The sequence below is a fragment of the Elizabethkingia miricola genome, from assembly GCF_001675285.1.
In the GTDB taxonomy this organism is placed as follows: Bacteria; Bacteroidota; Bacteroidia; order Flavobacteriales; family Weeksellaceae; genus Elizabethkingia; species Elizabethkingia miricola.
Map to the genome: position 1 here is coordinate 240,539 of NZ_LSGQ01000007.1, position 22,108 is coordinate 262,646.

Annotated in this window: 21 protein-coding genes; 11 read left to right on the plus strand and 10 right to left on the minus strand. The window is 36.0% G+C overall.

Annotated features, from left to right (window positions below; all coding sequences use genetic code 11):
• The first annotated feature begins 10 nt into the window (after positions 1-10).
• The 4 genes from ATE49_RS09310 to ATE49_RS09325 are packed head-to-tail and all read left to right on the plus strand — an operon-like array spanning position 11 to position 3,341.
• Positions 11-739, plus strand: a complete 729-nt coding sequence (locus ATE49_RS09310; RefSeq protein WP_065081941.1) for a tetratricopeptide repeat protein — start codon at positions 11-13, stop codon at positions 737-739.
• On the plus strand, positions 739-2,496 hold the full coding sequence (locus ATE49_RS09315; RefSeq protein ID WP_065081942.1) for a BatD family protein: 1,758 nt from the start codon (positions 739-741) through the stop codon (positions 2,494-2,496). Before ATE49_RS09310 ends, ATE49_RS09315 begins: the two co-directional genes overlap by 1 nt.
• A 39-nt stretch (positions 2,497-2,535) precedes the next feature.
• Positions 2,536-3,132 (plus strand): MarC family protein, encoded by a 597-nt coding sequence (locus tag ATE49_RS09320; RefSeq protein ID WP_034866300.1) that lies wholly within the window; start codon positions 2,536-2,538, stop codon positions 3,130-3,132.
• A gap of 11 nt (positions 3,133-3,143) precedes the next feature.
• Positions 3,144-3,341 carry a hypothetical protein gene (locus tag ATE49_RS09325; protein ID WP_059155231.1) on the plus strand — a complete coding sequence of 66 codons (198 nt, stop codon included), beginning with the start codon at positions 3,144-3,146 and terminating at the stop codon, positions 3,339-3,341.
• Here ATE49_RS09325 and ATE49_RS09330 read toward each other — a convergent pair.
• From ATE49_RS09330 to ATE49_RS09350, 5 genes are all read right to left on the minus strand, one after another.
• Positions 3,321-4,301, minus strand: coding sequence for a chorismate-binding protein (locus tag ATE49_RS09330; RefSeq protein WP_065081943.1), 981 nt, complete (start codon positions 4,299-4,301; stop codon positions 3,321-3,323). The genes ATE49_RS09325 and ATE49_RS09330 overlap by 21 nt on opposite strands.
• Before the next feature lie 121 nt (positions 4,302-4,422).
• Positions 4,423-4,839: a PaaI family thioesterase gene (locus ATE49_RS09335; protein ID WP_065081944.1), complete on the minus strand. Its 417-nt coding sequence runs from the start codon at positions 4,837-4,839 to the stop codon at positions 4,423-4,425.
• A gap of 1 nt (position 4,840) precedes the next feature.
• Positions 4,841-5,407 carry a 1-acyl-sn-glycerol-3-phosphate acyltransferase gene (locus ATE49_RS09340; protein WP_034866225.1) on the minus strand — a complete coding sequence of 189 codons (567 nt, stop codon included), beginning with the start codon at positions 5,405-5,407 and terminating at the stop codon, positions 4,841-4,843.
• A gap of 246 nt (positions 5,408-5,653) precedes the next feature.
• On the minus strand, positions 5,654-7,309 hold the full coding sequence (locus tag ATE49_RS09345; RefSeq protein WP_065081945.1) for a PspC domain-containing protein: 1,656 nt from the start codon (positions 7,307-7,309) through the stop codon (positions 5,654-5,656).
• Positions 7,302-7,640, minus strand: coding sequence for a PadR family transcriptional regulator (locus ATE49_RS09350; RefSeq protein WP_021348241.1), 339 nt, complete (start codon positions 7,638-7,640; stop codon positions 7,302-7,304). The genes ATE49_RS09345 and ATE49_RS09350 overlap by 8 nt, the downstream gene beginning before the upstream one ends.
• A 342-nt stretch (positions 7,641-7,982) precedes the next feature.
• On the opposite strand from ATE49_RS09350, the gene ATE49_RS09355 reads away from it, so the two are divergent.
• The 4 genes from ATE49_RS09355 to ATE49_RS09370 all read left to right on the plus strand — a co-directional run bounded on the left by ATE49_RS09355 (position 7,983) and on the right by ATE49_RS09370 (position 10,601).
• Positions 7,983-8,462 (plus strand): hypothetical protein, encoded by a 480-nt coding sequence (locus ATE49_RS09355; protein ID WP_035591154.1) that lies wholly within the window; start codon positions 7,983-7,985, stop codon positions 8,460-8,462.
• 71 nt (positions 8,463-8,533) lie between these two features.
• The gene (locus ATE49_RS09360) at positions 8,534-9,124 is read left to right on the plus strand and encodes an HD domain-containing protein (RefSeq protein WP_065081946.1); all 591 of its coding nucleotides are present in this window, start codon (positions 8,534-8,536) and stop codon (positions 9,122-9,124) included.
• Between the two features lie 18 nt (positions 9,125-9,142).
• Positions 9,143-9,715, plus strand: a complete 573-nt coding sequence (locus ATE49_RS09365) for a Crp/Fnr family transcriptional regulator (RefSeq protein WP_065081947.1) — start codon at positions 9,143-9,145, stop codon at positions 9,713-9,715.
• A 73-nt stretch (positions 9,716-9,788) separates the two neighbouring features.
• Positions 9,789-10,601: an alpha/beta hydrolase gene (locus ATE49_RS09370; protein ID WP_065081948.1), complete on the plus strand. Its 813-nt coding sequence runs from the start codon at positions 9,789-9,791 to the stop codon at positions 10,599-10,601.
• 47 nt (positions 10,602-10,648) lie between these two features.
• On the opposite strand, the gene ATE49_RS09375 is transcribed toward ATE49_RS09370, so the two are convergent.
• The 4 genes from ATE49_RS09375 to ATE49_RS09385 all read right to left on the minus strand — a co-directional run bounded on the left by ATE49_RS09375 (position 10,649) and on the right by ATE49_RS09385 (position 15,208).
• Positions 10,649-11,761: a hypothetical protein gene (locus ATE49_RS09375; protein WP_065081949.1), complete on the minus strand. Its 1,113-nt coding sequence runs from the start codon at positions 11,759-11,761 to the stop codon at positions 10,649-10,651.
• A gap of 272 nt (positions 11,762-12,033) precedes the next feature.
• On the minus strand, positions 12,034-12,210 hold the full coding sequence (locus ATE49_RS20340) for a bacteriocin-like protein (RefSeq protein WP_164474825.1): 177 nt from the start codon (positions 12,208-12,210) through the stop codon (positions 12,034-12,036).
• 108 nt (positions 12,211-12,318) lie between these two features.
• On the minus strand, positions 12,319-12,954 hold the full coding sequence (locus tag ATE49_RS09380; protein WP_065081950.1) for a hypothetical protein: 636 nt from the start codon (positions 12,952-12,954) through the stop codon (positions 12,319-12,321).
• Between the two features lie 106 nt (positions 12,955-13,060).
• A complete protein-coding gene (locus ATE49_RS09385; RefSeq protein ID WP_059345113.1) occupies positions 13,061-15,208 on the minus strand; it encodes an endonuclease MutS2 in 2,148 nt (715 codons plus the stop codon).
• Positions 15,209-15,279: 71 nt separating this feature from the next.
• Here ATE49_RS09385 and ATE49_RS09390 point away from each other — a divergent pair, with 71 nt between their 5' ends.
• From ATE49_RS09390 to ATE49_RS09400, 3 genes are read left to right on the plus strand one after another with little or no spacing between them, the layout of a single operon-like run.
• Entirely contained in the window at positions 15,280-17,373 is a 2,094-nt protein-coding gene (locus tag ATE49_RS09390) for a polysaccharide lyase family 8 super-sandwich domain-containing protein (RefSeq protein WP_065081951.1), read from the plus strand.
• A 12-nt stretch (positions 17,374-17,385) separates the two neighbouring features.
• Positions 17,386-19,470, plus strand: coding sequence for a polysaccharide lyase family 8 super-sandwich domain-containing protein (locus ATE49_RS09395; protein WP_065081952.1), 2,085 nt, complete (start codon positions 17,386-17,388; stop codon positions 19,468-19,470).
• A gap of 5 nt (positions 19,471-19,475) precedes the next feature.
• Positions 19,476-20,120: a uracil-DNA glycosylase gene (locus ATE49_RS09400; RefSeq protein WP_065081953.1), complete on the plus strand. Its 645-nt coding sequence runs from the start codon at positions 19,476-19,478 to the stop codon at positions 20,118-20,120.
• Between the two features lie 76 nt (positions 20,121-20,196).
• Here ATE49_RS09400 and ATE49_RS09405 read toward each other — a convergent pair whose 3' ends face one another.
• Positions 20,197-22,071: a heparinase II/III domain-containing protein gene (locus tag ATE49_RS09405; RefSeq protein ID WP_065081954.1), complete on the minus strand. Its 1,875-nt coding sequence runs from the start codon at positions 22,069-22,071 to the stop codon at positions 20,197-20,199.
• Between the last annotated feature and the right edge of the window lie 37 nt (positions 22,072-22,108).

The window sequence follows — 22,108 nt, forward strand, 5'->3', positions numbered from 1 at the left end:
GCGTATTAAAATGTTGAAAAAAAGCACTTTATTCATATTATTCGTATTTGCAACAGGGATTTTTTATGCTCAGGACTATAATGCTTTAGTTTATAAAGGAAATAGGAATTTTGAGAATAAGAAGTACGATGATGCTTCGGCTAAATATTTAGACGCCATAAAAAAGAATCCACAAGACTTTACGGCCCATTATAATCTGGGAAATTCATTGTACAAACAAAAGATGTACAAAGAGGCTCATGCTGAATATAAAAAGGCTGCGGAGTTAAGTAAAAATACGAATGATAAAATGGCCTCTCTGTATAATCAGGGAAATGCTATGATGCAGCAGAACAACCATGAAGAGGCCGCAAAATATTATAAGGAAGCTCTGAAATTATCCCCTGCAGATTCTTCACTCCGCAAAAACTATGAAATTGCGATGCTGAAAGATAAAGAGAAAAAGCAGAAGAACGGCGGTGGTGGAAATGACCAGAATAATAAAAATCAACAAGGTAATCAAGGTCAGAAAGACAATAATCAGGGCGATAAAAAAGATCAGCAAGGCGGCAATGACCAAAAGAATAAAGGTCAGGGCGACGGGCAGGATCAGAATAAAAATGAAGGAAAAAATAAACTGCCTAAAGACGTGGAAAAAGAAATTCTTCGTCAGATGGGAGATAAAGAAAAAAATACATCTAAAAGAATACTTAACCAAAAAGCAAATAGTAGCCCTATAAGCAACGAAAAAGACTGGTAATGAACCGGGTGTTTCTATACATATTATTTCTGTTAACTGGCCTGCAGATTCATGCACAGGTCGAGGTTGACGTGGTTATGGATGAGAAACCTAGCTATAAAATTGGTCAGGAAATTCCTATTGTATTTATTGCAACTTCCAAATCTTCCCTTGATGTCCGGATGAAGTTGCCATATTTTGACCCTAAAAAGTACGATGTATCACTTCCTGCTACCAATACAGAATATTTTCTGGATGACAAGGGGGTATCTCTAACGAGGTTTTCTGCTTTGGTTGTTGTAAAGCCTAAGGTACCTGGTGCACTGAAAATAGGTAGTGCCTTGGCCAGAGTGGATAATGTAATGTATAAAAGTGATGCAAAAGATATTTTTGTTAAGAACGAAAAATACGTAGAAAACAGACCTCCTGTCCGCAATAATAACGAAGTATATATCAGGACAAATGTTAGTGATAATGATGTCTATGTAAACCAGGCTACTATGGCTGTGGTAACTGCGTATAGCAGAAATATGAACAGTCTGGATAATGTTGAAGATGTTCAGCTTCCACCTGCGCAAGGTGTTCGTTACTACAGAGTAGGGGACAGCAATGGTGAGGTGAACGATCATGAAGAAGAATATTCCATGAGAATGGCTGTTTATCTTTTGTTTCCGGAAGAAGCGGGCAGAACTATTATTCCTCCTGCCAATGCTAAGGTAGTGCAGGGTGGTAGTACAACAAAGATTAAAGCGAACAGTGTAAGCCTTAATGTAAAACCGCTACCGGAAAATGCACCTGCAGATTTCCAGAATGCTGTTGGTAAATACGATGCAAAGGTAGCTGTGAAAACGCCGGGAGATCTTGAAATAAACAAACCTGTTAGTGTTGAAGTAAAGCTTACTGGTGTAGGTAATCTGAAAGATGTACATTTGCCGAAATTTGCTAATTCTGAATATTACAGTGTATATAAACCAAAAGTAAATTACAACGTAAAGCCTTCGGGTAGCAAAGGATTTAAGGGAGAGCTTACAGCCAACTATATTATAGTACCTAAAAAGCAGGGGAATTTTCCGATTGCTTTAGAAGGCTTCTCTTACTTTGATCCGGAAGAAAAGAAATATAAACAAGTAGCTTTATCTACAATACCATTATTTGTTCAGACACCAGAACAAATGGCATCTGACAGATCTACTGTGGAAAAAGTTATGGAAAATACTGCAAGTGTGCTCAACCAGAAAGTAAAATTACCAGTTATCGCTCAGGTAGATGCTGATCATAGTTTCGTACCGAAAAGCTCAGAAAATATTCCTGTATGGTTATTATTTGTAGCGTTAGCATTTGTAGCATTCTTCCTTTATTTCTTCTATAAAATATACAGTTCCAACAAAACAGCTTCTCCAACCGGGAAAAACTATTCTCCACACTTTAAACCTGTAACTAATGTTGAAGATTCTGAAAGACAGATTCGCGAAGAAATGTCTGTAGATATTCCTGCACATCTTCAATATCTGGATACACTGATTAAGCAGAAAGATTACTCTGGTTTCTTTAATGCCTATGCTGAAATGAATGCTGATCTGGAACACGATATTGATATCCATCACAACATGACGGTATTGGACTATATTGAAGATACCTTCGGGAGAACTGATATGGAGACTTTCAAAGATGTACAAAGTCGTGTTGAACTGATGAAGTTTTCTCCATTTAAGGAGGAAGATTCTATGAATGATCTGCTACAGCAGATCTACTCCGTATATTCGAAAATTGAAAAATAAATAATTTTATTTTATAATTTTGTACCATTAATTTTCTGTATGCTCGAAGATATTTCAATTAAAGAGATAATGACCTCCTTTATGGTTTTGTTTGCCGTAATAGATATTATTGGCTCAATTCCCGTTATTGTAGGTCTGAAACAAAAGTTTGGAAAGATTGAAGCGGAAAAAGCATCCATCGTAGCCGGATGTATTATGATTTCCTTCTTATTTATAGGTGATAAAATACTTAAGCTGATCGGAGTGGATGTAAACTCATTTGCAATAGCCGGAGCTTTTGTTATTTTTATTATCGCCGTGGAAATGATTCTTGGAATAGAGATCAATAAACCCGGAAAAGTAAATTCGGCTTCTATTGTTCCGATTGCTTTTCCTTTAATTGCCGGAGCGGGTTCTCTAACGACAATTCTTTCACTTAGATCGGGCTTTCACGATATTAATATTATCCTGGGAATTATCCTGAATATTATTCTTATCTATGTGGTATTGAGGTCTGCAAACTGGATGGAGCAGAAGCTTGGAGATGCATCTTTGCAGGTTTTGCAAAAAATATTCGGAATTATTCTTTTAGCTATCTCTATTAAATTATTTACAGCTAACTTTGCACAGTTGATCAAGAGCTATATCAACTTTTAAATTTTTATTTTATGAAGACGTTTTATAAGGTGTTTTTAGTATTGTTTATTGTTTTTATCGGTATCAATTTTTACGCAGTTCAGTGGAATCTGGGTGCTTTTAACGAAGAAAACGATAAGTTCTGGTTTTCAATCGCTGCTGCAGTTGTAGGGATAATTGTTGTTTTTATCATGGACTTCTGGAGTCGCCTAAGCACCAAGAAAGGTTAGTCGCTGCAATACAGCGTCAGCTTTCATCTCGGTTTCCTTCCATTCTTTTTCAGGCTCACTCAGAGCTGTAATTCCACCACCGGCATAAAGTAAAATGCCGTTGCGGAAAAGTTGTGCGCAACGAAGATTTACATAGCAAGTTGTTTCATTATCTTGTTCTATCTGTATATAGCCGGCATAAAATGCTCTGTTATACTTTTCAGTATTTTTGATAATCTCAGAACACAAATCTTTAGGAACACCACATACTGCAGGAGTAGGGTGTAACTCTTTTATAAGAGTAGAAATATCCTGTCTGCTGACTACTGCTTTAAAATCGTTTCGCAGGTGTTTTATATTACCTGATATGTGATCATATACTGGGCTTATTTCTACTTGTTGAGAATATCGGCTGAGTACAGATTGTATATAAGTACTTACAGGTTTCTGTTCCTCTATTTCTTTTTCAGACCAGTCCTCGGATACAGGAAGGGTTCCTGCGAGGCTCATTGTTTCAAAGTCCTCTGTATTTTTATTGTATTGTCCCAGTACTTCAGGTGTAGCACCTATCCATGCCTCATTCCTATCCACAAAAAGGTGTATAAAAGCATTTGGATAATCCTTGCACAATTCAAGGAAAGTTTTACCCAGATCTATTGTTTCATGCTCCGGAGTATCAACCCATTTTTGTCTGGATATTACAACTTTAGGTAGCTGGTTTTCTTTAATAATAGCGATTACATTTTCTATCCGGGCTAGATATTCATCCTTGGTTTCAGGTGTACCCTGGTATTCCTGCTGAATGTTTTGGCTGGTAATATTCAGATTTAGAATTTCCTGTTCAGTAATTGGCTGAAAAGAACCATCGAATGTGATCTCCTTCAGATTGTCAAAAGAATGAAATTTGATTGTATTTTTAAGAGGAGTATCGCTGTTAAGAGTATAAAAATTCTCTTTAAAAGGAAATTTAAAAAGTATCACTTTTGTATTTTATGTTAGTAAAGAATGTAAAGATATAGTCAGTAAAATAGAATAAACAACATACTTATTGCAGTACAAATCCGGAATAAGCATGTGTGTTTGTTATTTTATTATTCTACCATCACCTGACATTAATTACCACATTGGTCATCGTAGAATGGCAGATAAGGTCTCCTTTCTCGTCTCTTATTTCTATTTCGGTAAAGTGTTGTGTTCTTCCTTTGCGGATAAGTCTTGCAGTCCCGGTAACCATTCCTTCTTTTTTAGATTTCAGGTGGTTACAGTTAAGATTAGTTCCTACAGCTGCATTTACTGATCTGTCCAGGACAATATTGGACAGACAAGAACCTAAACTCTCCGCCAATGCAGCACTGGCTCCGCCATGCAGCATACCTAATGGCTGATGTACAACAGGTGTTACAGGCATTTTTGCTACCAGAAAATCATCACCAACATCTGTAAATTTTATGTCCAGTGTCTGTAATAATGTATTTCTATTCCAATCGTTTAATGCTTGTAGCTGCTCTTCCTTGGTCATCTTAGTAGATCTTAGGGTTGTAGTTTTCAGGATATTTAGCATTTATATCCTTGAAGTAGTTTTCAATTTCATCCATAACGCTCTCAAAAGTTCTTGTAGTAAGATCTTCATAAGATATCATATGGCCTATTTTAATCGTTTTGTATTTGTAGTCTCCTGAGGCCAGTACAATTGGTACTTTAGCCTGTAATGCCATGTGGTAGAAACCAAGTTTCCACTTTTTTGCATAAGAACGGGAACCTTCCGGAGTAATTACAAGACTGAAGTCTTCTTTCTCAAATTCTCTTGCAATAACATTAATAAGGTCATTTTTCTGAGAACGGTCTATACCGATAGCTCCGATAGATTTAATAATACCTCCGTAGAAAGCTTTGGTATGAGAGTCTTTAATGATTACTTTCAGGCGTTTGCCATATTTCCAGTATACCATAATTCCCAACAGATAATCCCAGTTGGAGGTGTGTGGTGCTTCTACCAGAATACAACGGTCCAGATTTTTAAGATCACCATCTAACTGAACTTTCCATCCAAGTAATTTAAGAAGAGTACTACCAATAAGTTTTTTCATTCCGGTTTGAATAAATAATTAAAACGATTGCAATAGCTGCAATCGTTTTACAAATATAAAGATTATGCTTATACTTTTAAAATAAGGTTGAAACAAAGTCCATAATTTTAAGGACTATTTCGAAAACAAACTGGATCATGACTGTGGGTTTTGGTGTTAAATTTCTTTAAAACTAACACCACAAATTTAGAATTTTTTTTGAAAATTACCCAAAAAGTGGTGTTAATTTTTTTACAATAATTTAGATTATCTGGTTTTTATTTTAACCTCTTTTTTGCCGTTGCTGATGCTTACGTTCACTTCTTTAATAGAATCTTTGTCTATTTTAATTTTGTTGTTGTCGTCAGATTTTCCGATTTTAATATCGTCAACAGCTACTTTTTTGCCGTTTACAATAATACTGTCCGGAGCATCTTCATTACCAGTGGTACTGATAGAGATGTTACCATTGAAGCTGTCATCGTCGTCGTTATCCTTTTCGTTCAGGCTAACGTCAGCACCCGGTGCAGTTACTACTTTCATTTTCTTTGGTACTACAAGCTTGTATTCTATTCTGTAGTGACGGAATCTGTTGTCGTAGTTATAAGAGAAGTAATTTGGTAACAAAATTTTGTTATCGATAACTTCTACTGGAAGCTTCATTTGCAATGGTTTGTTATAACCATTTGCGGATTTTTCTACAATCAGATATGGTGCAGCAACATCTTTTCTTTCAACATGTATGTATGGATAAGTTTTTTCGAAGATTGTTTTCTTATCAGAATAGATATCGCTGATGTATGATTTGAAATTCTCCGGAATAATAACCTTCTTGTTATCCAGTATTATACTGTCAGACTTAGTATTGATCGAGATATTCTCTGTTTCTTCATTGTGTCCGTTGAATCTGAAATTAGTTTTAGATGCGGAGTAGCCAATAAATCCGATAAGTACAATCCAGCATAATACAAGTGTCCCGATAAGGTATCCCATATATTTTATCTTCAGATTCGGACTGAATAATTTCAGTGAAATCAGAGTAAAGATAATAGCCGGAATGAACATGCTCAGGAATCCGAAGAAGATAATTGCACTACCTGTTACACCATCATTAAAGTAAAAATTGATGTTTTCAGGAATATCTATAGCTCCATCTCCAAAGGATAACCCTCCGAATAATACTGCAATACTTCCTAAGAAAAATGATACTGCAATTGCTGAAGTAAATAATCCAAAGATTATAGAAAGAGCTTTTAGAAAAGCATTTCCTACATCGTTTGCCTGCCCCTTATTGCTTTGATAAAACTGATTTACTTTTTCAGAAGAATCTGTTGCAAACTGTACAACTTTGTTGCTTTGTTCTTTCAGGTTGTCAAAATTTAGAGGTTTACCTCTCATTTTTAAGAAATCACCTGCAGTTTTTGCTTTAGGAACTACTATCCATAAGATAATATAAATAAGAGCTCCGAAACCTTTAGCGAAAAGTAATAGTACAAAAGCCAAACGAATCCATACAATGTCTACTCCAAGGTAGCCGGCTAATCCACCGGATACACCACCGATCATTTTTGTTTCAGGATCACGGAATAGTTGTTTGTCTCTGCTGAAGCCACTTCCGCTGGCTCTGGAGCTTCCGCTCTTTTCTTTGGAAGTATACTCCTGCTCTTGCTCGTCAATCTGCTCTGGCGTACCGATAAGGGCAATTATAGCCTCTACGTCTTCATCGTTAACCACTTCACGTTTACCAAGTCTGGTTTTGAAGATCTCTACAATACGCATTTCTATATCCTGCATTACCTCATTAGCTTCTTCCGGTTCCATAGAACGACGAAGGGCAGCAAGGTAATCATTAAGCTTTATATAGGCATGTTCCTCGATTGTGAAAGAGAAACCTGCAAGTCCTATTGATAGTGTTTTATTCATTGTCTTGGCTTTTTGTTATTTGGTTAACAGAATCTGTTAATTCCGTCCATGTGTTTTGTAATTCGTTCAGGAATAATTTTCCTTTCTCAGTTATTTCATAATATTTTCGTGGGGGGCCGCTTGTAGACTCTTCCCAACGGTAGGAGAGAAATTCTCCGTTTTTCAGACGGGTTAGCAACGGGTAAAGTGTGCCTTCCACAACATCTAGTTTTCCTTTTTTCAGCTCATCAATAAGATCAGATACATACATTTCTTTTTTATTGATAAGACTTAAAATACAGAACTCTAAGATGCCTTTTCGCATTTGCGCTTTGGTATTCTCTGTATTCATCTGTGTAATGGTTTGATTTTAAATTAATATTCGGAATAAACTCTCAGCTGATTTTAAGCCTATTCCAATTTTACATTACAAAGATATATAAACTAAATGGTATTATGCAATACAAAGTAGTAAAATAATTTCAATACTAAGTATAAGTAACTGTAAATCAGTGATAAAAATTTCAGCTGTGTTTTTGGGGTTATTTTAGATAAAGCAATTTTTAGTGAAAATTGATGCTAAATAATGAAGCTTGATTAAAAATAAATGTGAAATTTGATTGACTTTACTATATGAAATTGTAATAATAATACGTTTAAGTTTAAAATAATATTAAATTTGATAAAAAGAATTATGAAAAAAATGTTTTATTTAGCTTCCTTGCTAATAGGAGGGGCAGCTTTTGCACAAATCACAACAAACGAAATTAACGGAATAAAGGTGAATATGCCTTTAACAGAACTAAATGCTAAGTTCAAACAGAATATTAAACCAAAAGTAGTAGAAAACTTTACAGATGAACCAGAGAACTTTACTCCGGTAACTATTAATGGAACAAAGTATAGTATCATCTTTGTGAAGGACTTCTACAGTCCTGAGAAAACTTTGGTTTATTCTGTTGCAACAACTGATCCGAAGAGTAAAGGTAAAAATCCGGTTGGAATCGGAAGTACACTGGCAGAACTAAAGAAAGTCTATGCTAAAGAATCAACAGATACTACTGGAGATACTTTTACAGTATATCAGAAAGACAAAGGCGAAAGAATCCTTATCTTCAAATTGAAAAACAATAAAGTTACCCGAATCTTTGCTTCTGTATTCGCAGCGGGTTAATACTACAAATATTCCTGTAATTTAACAGGTAATCATCCAAAGGTACTAAATAAGTTTAGTACCTTTGATAGATGAAATTAGAGAAAGAAATCCAGTTTATACTGGCTGTAGATGCACTGAAAAATGTGCAGCGCAGAAACTACAATGCAGATGATTCCCGCAGAGAAAATACAGCAGAACACAGCTGGCAAATCGTAATACTGGCACAAATCCTTTATCCGTACGCTAAAAACAAAGAGCAGGTTGATTTACTAAGAGTCATCCGTATGCTTTCTATTCATGATCTTGTAGAGATAAACGCCGGAGATACATTCCTTTTTGATGAAGAAATGATGAAAGGTAAGTTTGAACGTGAGAAAATTGCAGCAAAACAGATTTTCGGAATTTTAGATGAACCTTTGCAATCCGAGTTTTATAATCTGTGGATAGAGTTTGAAGGTGAAGAAACTCCTGATGCTATATTTGCTTGTGCTATAGACAGAATTATGCCTTTTATTCTTAATTCTAATACCAGCGGGAAAAGTTGGACAGAAGCCGGAATTACAGAAAATCAGGTGCGCAATATGTTGGAAAATGCAATTAAGCGTGCTTCAGATGAAATGGGAGAAGCCTTCGATATCCTGCTCCAGAAAAGTATTGATGGGGGCATGTTGAAAAATTAATCTTCAATTTCACAGGTTATGCAGGAATTTATAAAACAGATTAACTCTTATTATCCTTTGTCGGCAGAAACAACTGATGCTCTTCTGGGGATATGTAAAGAGGACTATTTTAAAAAGAATGAATTGCTGCAAAAGTCCGGTGAAATTGCCAGATATTATTATTTTATAAAATCCGGTCTGGTGGGTTATTATACAATAGATGAAGATGGAGAGCAGGTTTACAAGTTGTTTTTTGCAGAAAAAAGCTTTCCCGCGGCTACAGTTTCTATTATTAAAAATGAGCCCGGAGATTTTAGTATTATAGCACTTGAAGATTGTACTGTTATAAAATACCCGGCGAAAGAATATCGGGATTTGCTTACTAAACACCATGACCTGGCCATGTTTCATATCCGCTATCTGGAACAAAATTGGGTGGTAAATAAAGAACCGCTGGAGATTTCCTTAAAGCACGAAACAGCAAAACAGCGTTATCTGAAGCTATTGAAAGAGCCAGATTTGTACAACAGACTGAAACAGCATCATATTGCATCTTATTTGGGGGTGACACCAACCCAGCTCAGTCGCATAAGAAAAGAAATAAAAGATTAAAAGCATTTACATATGTAGATGCTTTTGTTCTTTTTACATCTCAATTTTGTCTCATCAATTAATAATAAAAATTATGAAGACATTATTTAATCTCACCCTTTTACTGGTATTCTCACATCCACTTTTTGCACAAAAAGTTATTCGTGAAAAGATCTTTAGCGCAAAGATGAAAAAAGAGATCAGTACCATTATTGTAACACCAGATATTAAACCTCATCAGCAATACAAAACGGTGTATATTCTGCATGGTTATAGCGGGAATCCGGAAAGAACTTTGAAGCAGGATATTCCGGATTTACAAGCTAAAGCAAAAGCCTATAATACTATTTATATTTTACCTGATGGTAATTACAATAGCTGGTATGTGGATAGTCCGGTGGATCAGAAATCACAATACAAAACTTTTATAGGTTCAGAATTGGTACGGTATATCGATGAGCACTATCCAACAAAAGCCGAAAAAACATCCAGAGGAATTTTAGGATGGAGCATGGGTGGTTTTGGATCTCTGTATATCGGGACTTCTTTTCCGGAAGCATTCGGGATTGTGGGCAGCTCTTGTGGAGCTTTGGATTTCCGGACATTCAATGAAGATTACAACAATTATCAGGTGGATAAAGTTTTAGGTCCGCTGTCTTCTTTAGGTTCAGAATATATTTTGTCGGATAATACTGATAAAATGCTGAACACAGGACAATACTATATTCTGGACTGTGGAATAAATGATTTTTTTATCAGTAAAAATCAGAGTTTTCATCAGGATTTGCTCACTAAAAAAGTTGAGCATCTTTACATAGAATCCTTAGGAGAACATAACACTGAATACTGGAGTCGTGCTTTATCTAATCAATTATCGTTGTTTGAAAACTATTTTAATCATCGGTAAAAAATAAACCCTGTCAGGATTATATATCATTGATCCTGACAGGGTTTTTAATTAGTCTGTTGATTGATTTTTATTTTATACCAGAAATCGATAATCCATGCAAAGAGGGTGTAGAAAATCAGGATACATGGGAAAATAACGAATATGGCAAGAAGAACATAACCTTGCTTCATGCCTTGTTCGTCGACAACCCATTGGATAAAGTTGAAAGAGAATATGAAAACAAGGGATGTAAGGATAGCAATAATTAAAGAACCTAAAAGCACAGTATAATTAAACTTTTTAGGCTGTTTTCTTCTGCGGTTAATTATCCATCTGATATGAAAATAGACCATAATCAGAAATCCAATTGCCATAATACCGATAGGCTGCAGAAAAAGTAAGATCTTTCCAAACAGAGAGACTTTCTTCGAAAATGTAATTTCCAGCTCTTCCTGTGTTATCTCATTAATCTGTATTTTGTAATTTCCGTTTTGTACTTCCTGGAGTGTGTTAATATTGGTGCTATTTACTTCCAGACCGGGAGGAATGTGTAAATTAATTTCTATTGGTCCAAAGGACTTCCAGTAATTGGAAGGGTATAGGGCATAGGAGATTTTGAATTCTCTTAATAGCCCATATATATTGTATTCCGGGACGCCTTCGTATTCTACAACAATATTGTTTTCCCCTTTTTGAAGGTCGGTCTCAAAATAGATGAGTTCATTCAGATTAACATATTTTGGAGAATTCTTCTCAAATCTAATATCATATGAATCTTCATTATTCTGATTTTTGTGGATAAATGAAAACTGAGAAATGTTCTGGTTAGTGATTTTCGGAGTATTTATCTTTTTACCGTTGACAGATACCGTGCTTTCAGAAGCCATGTTTTGTGCAATAAAGAGCAAAGGAAGTTTGGCTTCTTTTTCGGAATATATCTGGTAAGATACTTTGTACTTTACTCTGTAAAATTCAAAATAGTCATCATATTTATCTGAAGAGACTACTGTTAAATCCATTTTTTCACTCAGTACTTTACAATCTTTACTACCGAATATAAGCGAACTCGTTGTCCCGTCAGAATAGGGTTTTGCCATATTTCCGTAAACATGGATACATGTGATTAACATGAAAAGCAACAGAAAGTATTTTGTAAGTATTGTGGAGTGGTGTTTCATAAAATTATTTCAAAACTGAAAAATAGGCAGAATTTTTATATTTTTTGAAAAGTTACTGAACAAAGAAAAACTAGCAAATAAGAAAGCCCTTAAAAAGGGCTTTCTGTTTTTAATATTACTGTTAGAGCCTGTTTAAATTTTAATTAAAAAAATATTAGACTTCGACAGGCTCAGTCTGACACTCCTAAAAGTAAGATATCTTGAATGAGCAATGTCACTCTGAGCCTGTCGAAGAGTATTAACAATAGAATTTTCACAGGCTCTTATTACTTCTACTGTGGGCAGATTACCGCAGGGCATTTGTATCCCGGGCAAAGAGGCTTAGGTATTTCCGGACAACACTCATAGGTGCACCAGTTACCAGCACTACCGTTAATACTTTTCATCTGTTCTCTGGACAATGCTTTTTGGTTTTTAAGCTTTAAAGCGTTTACTTTTAATGTTTTCATTTTTCAGTGATTTTGGTTAAAAAAAATATTATAAAAGTTTAGTACATGATTGTACAATAGCAAGTTAAATATTTTTTCTCAAATGAAAATATGACTTAAATATGCCCGTTACAGTGTTGTTTTTGGCTTTTTTGGGCCATATATTGCCTCCGGATTATTACGCAGGAAATAAACAAATATGCAATGGAATAATAACAATATGGCAAAAAGAAGGGAACATATATAAAATGCACCTCCAAAACCTAGTGTAATAGATAAATCGCTTCCAAAGCCAACTTTATAATCTCCCAATCCATCCATTTGAGATTGAAAAGTCCAATAAAAGACGGATAAACAGATTAATGCTATTGCAGAAAGTACAATATGATAAATATACTTTTTCTTTATACTTCGAATAGCATGCAGAATGATTCCTAAAGCCGCAGACACCAACGGAATAATAATAAATGGGTTTGGCGGAATATTGCCTTTGGAATTATCCGACTTATCCATTGGGGTGTATCCATTTTCATCAGAAGAGTTGTCATTTCCGAAAGAACCGAAAGGAGAATCTTTCTTCAACGTTTCTTTCATCTGTCTGTTCATTTTTTCTTTGGAAATACCTGTTACCAAATCGGTTCCTTTAACAGATACTAGTGTTGTGCTGCCACACTTTACAAGAAAAAACGGAAAGAAGAAACATATAATAATTATACTGTAACTGGGAATAGGTAATAGATCTGAAATGACTTTTAATGGTTTCATAATTGGTATTTTGGTAAAAATAGGAATTTAGCTCAAATAATAAAGAATCCCTTAACACAGCTGCTAAGGGATTGATATAGATTCTATTTGATTTCGGAAATCCGAATTAGATTCTTTCTAACTCGTCTGCATTTATGGTAGTCTTAAATGTTCCGTAATTTACAATCACTTTATTTTTAGAGATTTTTTCGATCGTACCCACACTTGTACTTCCGGAGATCCGTACACGCTGACCCTCTTTTAGCCACAGGGCACGTTCTTTTTGTTTTTTCTCTTCCAGCTTTTCATTTGTTTCAGCGATTTTTTCCTTCACATCATCCTTTTTCAGCTGTTGGGTAATTTTCCGCTTTACTACTTTTAGTCTGTCATTGGTTGTCTTGTCAGTTTCCTTGCGGCGGTATTTTTCCTGTTCCAGAATTTTCACAAAATCCTTTACAATGTCTTTTCGGGACTTTCCATTTACATAACCATCTATAAAAGATTCTACACGATTTCCAAACTGTAACTTCCGGTGCTCCTCTTCATATAGCTTCTGAAAGTTGAAGAGCTTTTGCTGAAGCTGCTCGTTTAGTTTTTGCAGATTATCGCGTTTGTCTTCTACAGATTCCTTTCTTTCGGTAAGATCAGATTTCAGTTTTTCAACCTCATATTTCTCTTGCTGCAGTTTGACAATTGTCTTATCAAGATTTACAATATCATGTTCTACCTTTTTCTGGGCATTTTTAATAATAAATCTTGGTATTTTATTTTTCTCGGCAACTTCGAATGTAAATGAACTTCCGGCCTGGCCAATTTCCAGTTTGTACATCGGCTCCAGAGTCTCTTCATCAAAAAGCATAGCTGCATTAATAGCATTTGGAAGCTGTTCCACAACCAGCTTTATGTTGGTATAGTGGGTTGTAATAATGGCAAAGCTATTTTTGTCATAGAAGAATTCCAGAAAAGCCTCTGCCAAAGCACCACCAAGTTCAGGATCGGATCCCGTTCCGAATTCATCAATTAACAATAACGTATTATCATCTGCCTCACGGATAATACCAGCCATTTTCTTCAGACGTGAAGAATAGGTAGATAAGTGATTTTCGATAGACTGGTTATCGCCAATATCCGTACGTATTTTGTCGAAGAAGAACATTTCTGATTTAGGATGTACGGGTACCAGAATTCCGCTCTGAATCATTAATTGTAGTAATCCAACAGTTTTCAATGTAATGGATTTTCCTCCTGCATTGGGTCCGGAGATACAGATAATTCTGTTTCTTTCGGAAAGCTCCAGCGTCTGCGAGTAGATAGGCTTTTGCTCTTCCTGGTTTCTCATCCATAGTAACGGATGGTAAGCATTGATAAGTTTTAGTCTTTTCTTCTCATTGATTTCAGGAAGTACACCATTCACTTTATGTGCGAATCTGGCTTTAGCCTGTGTAAGGTCAGTATCAAAAATATAAGCCTGATATTCCTCCAGCAGAGGTTGGAATATAGCGATCTCTGCAGTAAGCTGGCGCAGAATTCTGTCTATTTCTTTTTTCTCTTCTTCTTCATTCTCACGAAGACGGAACTGGTGTTTTACAACACTTTCCGGTTGTATATAAGTAATGGAACCCGTTTTGGATACTCCAAGTGTTCTGCCTGGTATTCTTTTCTTAAATCCTGACTTTACGGCTAATACTCTTTGATCGTCTATAATAGTTTCACGAATGTCATCCAAAAGATCCGATTGTCCGTACATTGTTAATGCCCGGTTGAAATTTTCCTGAATAGCTTTTCTTGCATGGCTGATCTCCTTACGGATAATTTCCAGATCCGGAGAAGCATCAGACTTTACCTCACCATAGCGGTTGAATACATTATTAATCTTCTCGATAATTTCTTTAGTCAGTTCAATTTCCTGAGACTCACTAAAAAGGACAGGGTAATATTCATTGAACTTTTTGAAGTAAACCACCAGTTTTCCTACCATCATGGAGATATTCTTTATCTTCATGAAAGATGCTGCATCCAGGCGATAGTTTTCTATAGCCATTACCTTTAGCTCAGCTTCTATATCCTCATATTCATTGAAGGGGATTGCGTTGTCATTCTCGTATGACGATGCATATTCCGATACCTTGGTAAGACTTATTCTGGCCTCATCCAAAGGCATAGGTAGTATATGGGTAATCTGTTCTGCTATTTTCGGAGAAAATGCAAAAGGAACGATTTGTTCTAAGAGTTGCGGAAATTCTAATTCCGATAAATTGTCTTTTGTTACTTGCACAATGCAAAGATAATCAATGATAAAAGAAATTTCACTAACTTGCTTCAAACTAATTAACCGAAAACCTCAATATGAGAAAATTATTTTTTTTCATAGCCTGTGTTGTATGTATCAGCATAAGTAAGGCCAATGAAATAGATCTTATTAAACACAGGATTGCCGAATGGCACTGGGAAAAGGGAGTAGATAAAGCTGCCACAGTACTGAATGCACAAAAATGGGAGCAGACATTACAAAGTAACCAACAATGGAAAGATGTGGATTATATTGATCCGGCTCCAAATGTATGGAAAGGTTTTGAGCATTTGAAGCGTGTCCATGAAATGACGGTTGCTTATACTGCACCATGGAGCAGTCTGAAGAATAATCCAAAAGTTTTCAAAGCCATTGAAAATGCTCTTGTCTACTGGAACAGAAATAAGCCTAAAAACAACAACTGGTGGTGGAACGAAATAGAAGCGCCAAGAGTATTGGGCGTTATCCTTATTATGCTTAGTGAGAAGGATAACCAAAATAGGCTTTCCGGCGAGCTATTTGGAAATCTGGTAAAGCAAATGGAATATAAACGCTATAAAGGTGATACAGGAGTAAATATGGCGGATTACGATACGCATATTTTCTACAGTGGATTAATCAATAATGATGAATCTCAAATCCAAAGCGGACTGAATAATATTTTTTCTATTAGTAAACCAACGGTAAAAGAAGGAATTCAGTTCGATAATTCCTACGCACAGCACGATATCATGTTGCACATCTTTGGTTATGGAACAGAATATCTGAAAGTAGAAACCTATATCGGTGCCATGGTGGCCGATACAAAGTTTGCCATGAAAGGAGAACAGTTACAGGTATTCACAGACTTTATTACCAAAACTCTGATTCCTCAGATCAGAGGTCGTTATACCAATTCAACATCTTTTGGCAGGCAGATCTCACGGGAAAGCTTTACCGATCTGGAATGGCTGGTTCCTTATCTGGAAAGTCTTATTGTAATGGACAAAATCAATACTCGAATTTATAAAGATGCTATATTACGTCTTGAAGGCAAGAAGAAACCGAATTATCGTATTGCAGAATTTCAGAAACATTATTGGAATACAGATTTTTCGTTTTATCAGGATAAAAAATATCAGTTCTCAGTTCGGATGTCTTCTAAATTTACAGAACAGGCAGAGACCAATCTAAACGGAGAAAACAAACTTGGCGGTTACCGTTCTATAGGCTCTTATTCAATATTACAGGACGGCACGGAGTATTTCAACATATACCCCGTATGGGACTGGAAGAAAATTCCGGGAACAACTACTTTGGATCAGTTACCGATTCCTGATACTTATTGTCTTACTCCCGGAGTGTCTGGTTTTGCTGGCGGAGTAAGTAACGGTAAGATAGGTGCATCTGCATTTATGCAAAATCAGTTTGGGGTAAAAGCTGAAAAATCATGGTTTATGTTTGAAGGTGCGGTTATTTGCTTGGGCAATAATATTTCAGCTGAAAGAGAAGGGAAAGTCTTCACAACTGTAGAGCAAAGTTTTTTCAAAGACCAAATGGCTTATCAGAATAATGAAGAAACTAAAAATATTGCAGCCGGACAGCTTATGAATAATACCGGAGAGCAGATGCTTATTCACAATAATACGGCTTATATTTTTCCGCAAAAGACAAATCTGAATATTAGTACACAGATTCAAAAAGGTCGCTGGAAAGATATTAATGACGTAGGCAGTGTTGAAGAAAAGAAAAATGCAGTATTTAAAGTGTGGATAGATCATGGAGAAAAAGTGGATAAAGCATCTTATCAGTATATCATTATTCCGGGGGTACACCAACCTGCAAAAGCTAGAAAACTGGCAGATAATTTTATAATACAAAATCAGGAAAATGTGCAGTCTGTATATAATAAATCTGCTAATAAATTAATGGTGGTTTTCTTCAGACCTTCGGAAACAGAGATCAAAGGAATAAGAATAAAAGCAGATCAGGCCTGTGTTATATTAATTGAAAATCCGGGATCCAATAATCCGGAACTATATATAGCAGATCCCTCCCGAAAGGCCAGGGAAATTAATCTACAGTTAGGCGGAGATAAGATTAATCTACAGCTCCCTGTAGCCCTAGATTATGCAGGATCATCCGTTCACTATAAAAAAACTAATCCATAATTATAACTCAACATGAAAAAACTCTTACTAATACTATGCTGCTTTATTTTTGTGGGATTTTATAAAGCTGATGAAATAGAGGTGATAAAACAAAGAATTGCGGAATGGAACTGGTCTAATGATATCAATAGAACTGAAATTATTAAGAATGCACAGAAATGGGAGCAGATGTTACAGGCGGATCAACAATGGCAGGATGTAGATTATAAAAATCCTACCCGTACAACATGGACTGCATTTCAGCATCTGAAAAGAGTAAAAGAGATGACCATTGCCTATACAGCTCCCTGGAGCTCGTTAAGAAATAATGAAAAAGTTTTTAAAGCTATTCAAAATGGATTACAATTCTGGAATACGGCTAAACTAAAAAATATCAATTGGTGGTGGAACGAGATAGAGGCTCCTAGAACCATTGGTGTAATATTGATTATGCTGGAAAGCAATAATGGAAAACAATTGCCTGGAGAGCTTTTTAGCGGTTTGGTAAAACAGATGGATTACAAGCGCACGAACGGGGTTACTGGTGTTAACCTTGCCGATTTTGATACTCATATTTTTTATAGTGGCTTGTTGAATAAGAATGAAGAAGAAATTCGGAAAGGATTAGAAAATATATTCTCTATTAATAAAGCAACGGTAAAAGAAGGAGTACAGTTTGATAACTCGTATGCCCAGCACGAAATTATGCTGCATATTTTTGGTTATGGAACAGAATACCTGAAAGTGGAAACTTACATTGGTGCTATGGTGACTGATACCAAATTCGCGATGAAAGGCGAACAGTTAAAAACCTTTACCAATTTCATTACAAAAACATTGATTCCGCAAATCAGAGGACGTTATACCAACTGGACATCATTTGGGCGGCAGATTGCCCGTGAAGATTTTACAGATATGAAATGGCTGGTTCCTTATTTTGAAAAGCTTATCTTAATGGATACGATGAATACAGGTGTTTATCAGGATGCTATTGAGAGAATTAACCAAAAGAAAAAATCAGATTTCCATATCACAGAACTTCAAAAGCACTATTGGAATACCGATTTTACCTTTTATCAGAACCCTGTTTATCAGTTTTCTGTAAGAATGTCATCCAGATATACCCAGCAAGCGGAAACAGATCTGAATGGTGAAAATAAAAAGGGAGGGAACCGTTCCATTGGTTCTTATGCATTATTGCAGGATGGTACAGAATACTATAATATCTATCCGGTATGGGACTGGAAAAAAATCCCGGGAACGACTACACTGGAAAATTCCCCTTTACCGGATACTAAATATTTAACTCCCGGAAAATCTGTATTTGCAGGCGGGGTAAGTGATGGTAAAACCGGAGTGTCTGCATTTATGCAGGATCAGTTTGAAGTAAAAGCCCAGAAATCGTGGTTTATGTTTGGAAGAGAAGTTGTTTGCGTAGGTAGCCAGATTTCTACGGATAAAGATGATGAGGTACTAACAACAGTAGAACAGAATTTCTTTAAAGATAAAGTTACTTACCGGAACTCTGTTGATAAATACGAAGTAAAAGAAGGACAGTTGGTAAATAGCAATGATCAACAGATTCTTTTACATCGGAATACAGCTTATATATTCCCGGAGAAAACTAATCTTACTATTTCTTCTCAGATACAGAAAGGAACCTGGAAAGAGCTGACTGAACTGGGGAGTACAGAAGAGAAACAATCAGCCGTATTCAAATTATGGATTAATCATGGCAAAAAAATAAATAATGGCAGTTATCAGTATTTTATTATACCTGGCATTCGTAATATGAACAGAGCTAAGAAGACTGCTGCTGATTTTAACATATGGAACCAGAAAGATGTACATGCTGTGTATCAGGCATCGTCTAAAAAGCTAATGTTAGTTTTCTTCAGGCCGGCAGAGATTGATGTGATGGGAAAGGTGATTAAGGCTGACCGTGCTTGTACATTACTGATCGAAAATTTGGAAGCACAAAACCCTGAAGTTTTCGTTTCCGACCCTTCAAGAAAAGAAAAAGAAGTAAATTTGGGGATCGGAAAAGAGAATATTCATATTAATCTGCCTACCGACAGAGCTTTTGCAGGCTCTTCGGTACATTATAAAAATAAATAAGAAAAATGACGTGGTCTGAGGTTTTAGCTCCTATTAAAAGTTCTGAATACTTTGAAGCCTTATGGAAAAAGGTTAACGAACAGTATAAAACACAAAAATGCTTTCCGCCAAAGAACCAGATCTTCCGGGCGTTGGAGCTTACTCCGTTCGATGATGTAGAAGTGGTAATTATAGGGCAGGATCCTTATCATAATGATGGTCAGGCAAATGGTTTGTGCTTTTCTGTATCCGAAAGTGTAACGGCACCTCCCTCTCTAAAAAATATATTTACGGAGCTGAAAGATGATCTTAGTATTACCAGAACTAAAAAAGAACTGGATGACTGGGGGCAGCAAGGTGTTTTATTGCTCAATGCAACACTTACTGTACAAGCTCATCAGCCTAACTCGCATAAAGATTTAGGATGGGAGAAATTCACAGACTATGTAATCCGTCAGATTTCTGAGAAAAAAGAAAATGTGGTTTTTGTACTCTGGGGAGCATTTGCACAGAAAAAAGCCGCGCTGATAGATACTTCAAAACATCATATTCTGGCATCGGCACACCCTTCGCCTTTTTCAGTATACAGAGGTTTTTACGGAAGCAAGCCTTTTTCTAAAATCAATGAATATCTGGAGACAAAAGGAAAGAAACCTATTGTTTGGGGATAATAATCCGTAATTTTCTGAACTTGATATATAAACCTCATAGATTTCTAAGATCTATGAGGTTTTTTAATGTTTGAATTTATTTCCACTCTTCTAATGGTTGTACTTTCATTTCGAAGCGTTTTTTCATTTTACCTCTCGGAATGAGTTGTACGGCAAAAGTACTTTTAGTATTAGCAGGCAACTCGGTTTCAAATCCTACAAGCACAGTTCCCGGATTAGGTGCGTCGTATGAATTTGTTGGAGCTGTACTCCATGTTTTAAGTGTAACAGGAGTGGCGGAATTAATCTTTAAGAGTAATTTCTTATTGTCTTTTTTTAATAAAATTTCAGTTGGAGAAATAATTTCTGCATTGGCAGGAGTCAGCATTCTCCAGCGTACTATTGTAGGTACGCTTCCTGTCTGAACTTCATCCTGAATAAGGGCATAGGCCTGATCTTTGAGTGCAATACCCCGGACAACTTTTGGGACTTTGGTTTTGTACAGGTCAGAAAGATCTGAGGTTGCAAAGCTGAAGTCCTTATTATCTGATTTTTTTAGAAATGTAGCTTTTCCTTTTGAATATTGTTGATCGTTGTCAAACGTAAGCATGTTATGTGACAGACTGTTGTAACGGAAGACTGTCCAGCGTTGTGCATTCTGGCCATAACTCCAGAGATCAATGTTTTTAGATTCAAGGGATTCATACTCCTGTTGTCCAAAATCCATAGCCCATCTTACACCATCGGCATCAAAAACAAAAGAACCAACATCCATATGACCATGTTCAACACTTGGAGATCCTAATTTGAAACCTACAAATAAAGCATTGGGATCTGTCCAGCTGCTGCGCATCATAGCTACAGGATTATCGCCCTCTCCGGACCAGAATAATTTTTCAGGACACTGAGGTGACAGTTTTTGAATGTCTTTTCCCCATATAGGAATAAGAGGAAGAAAACGATCAGAAGAAAGTTGTTTAGCTTTATCAGGATTTCTTATGTATTGAAGATCGTTCCATACCAGTGAAGGATTGTTAAGATTTTTAGCGAACCAGAAAGTTGCGGAGCTCATTTCCGGAGAAGACATGCTGTCGGAATAATTGAAAGATAATCCGGATGTACCCATTAAATGCTGGAAATATTCTGCTGTAGCTGTAAAGCCGGGAGTGTGTCCTAAGCCAAAATCGTTGTTGGTTAATTTTTTCAGAGCATCCAGAAATATAACATTGTATGTCGTTCCGTAAGCCCAATAAGAATAACCTTCGGGATAAGTTCCGTTAGGTTCATATCTTTTCATCGGAACCTTGATAGATTCTATTGCCCTTGAAATAATTTGAGAAGCCATTGCCGGATCATTTTCATATACTGCCATAGCACCTAAAGAAACTCCGGCATTGCAAACCTGATTCCAATTGTTTTGTACTTTTAACCAACTGTTATATTTTTTATCCAGTGAAGGATTTAATCCTTTTTCAATAATTGCAGTTCTGATTTTCTCACGCGAGCTGTCCGACAATTTATCATACAACCAGTCATAGCCTATAGATACAGCAAGTGTCATTTCTGCTACATCCAGAAAATGAGTAGGATTCCAATCTGTAAATGATGATAACTGTAACAACTCTTTTTCAGCAGCATCAAAATACTTTTGTTCTTTAGTTGTACGGTATAAATAAGAAAGAACAAAAACCCTTCTCAATGCTTCTCTGGAAATATGTAATAGCCTTTTTCCTATTTTTTTGTGTTCCAGAAGGGGAAGGTTTATTATTGAATTTCCGGATTTTTTCAGGGCAAGATCTACTGTTCTTAAATCGGAATTGTGAGTAATAGCGCTGATTAATGTTTTTTCTTCATCCTTTTGCATAAATAGCCGTGGATGAGAAACAGAAGCAATTGCGTCAAAGCTTTGTTGTGCATTTACACAGCTAAAAGACATTAACAATGTAAATACAATGGAAGTAATATATTTCATGATTAATTAGTTTAAAGTAAAAATAATTAAAAAGAAA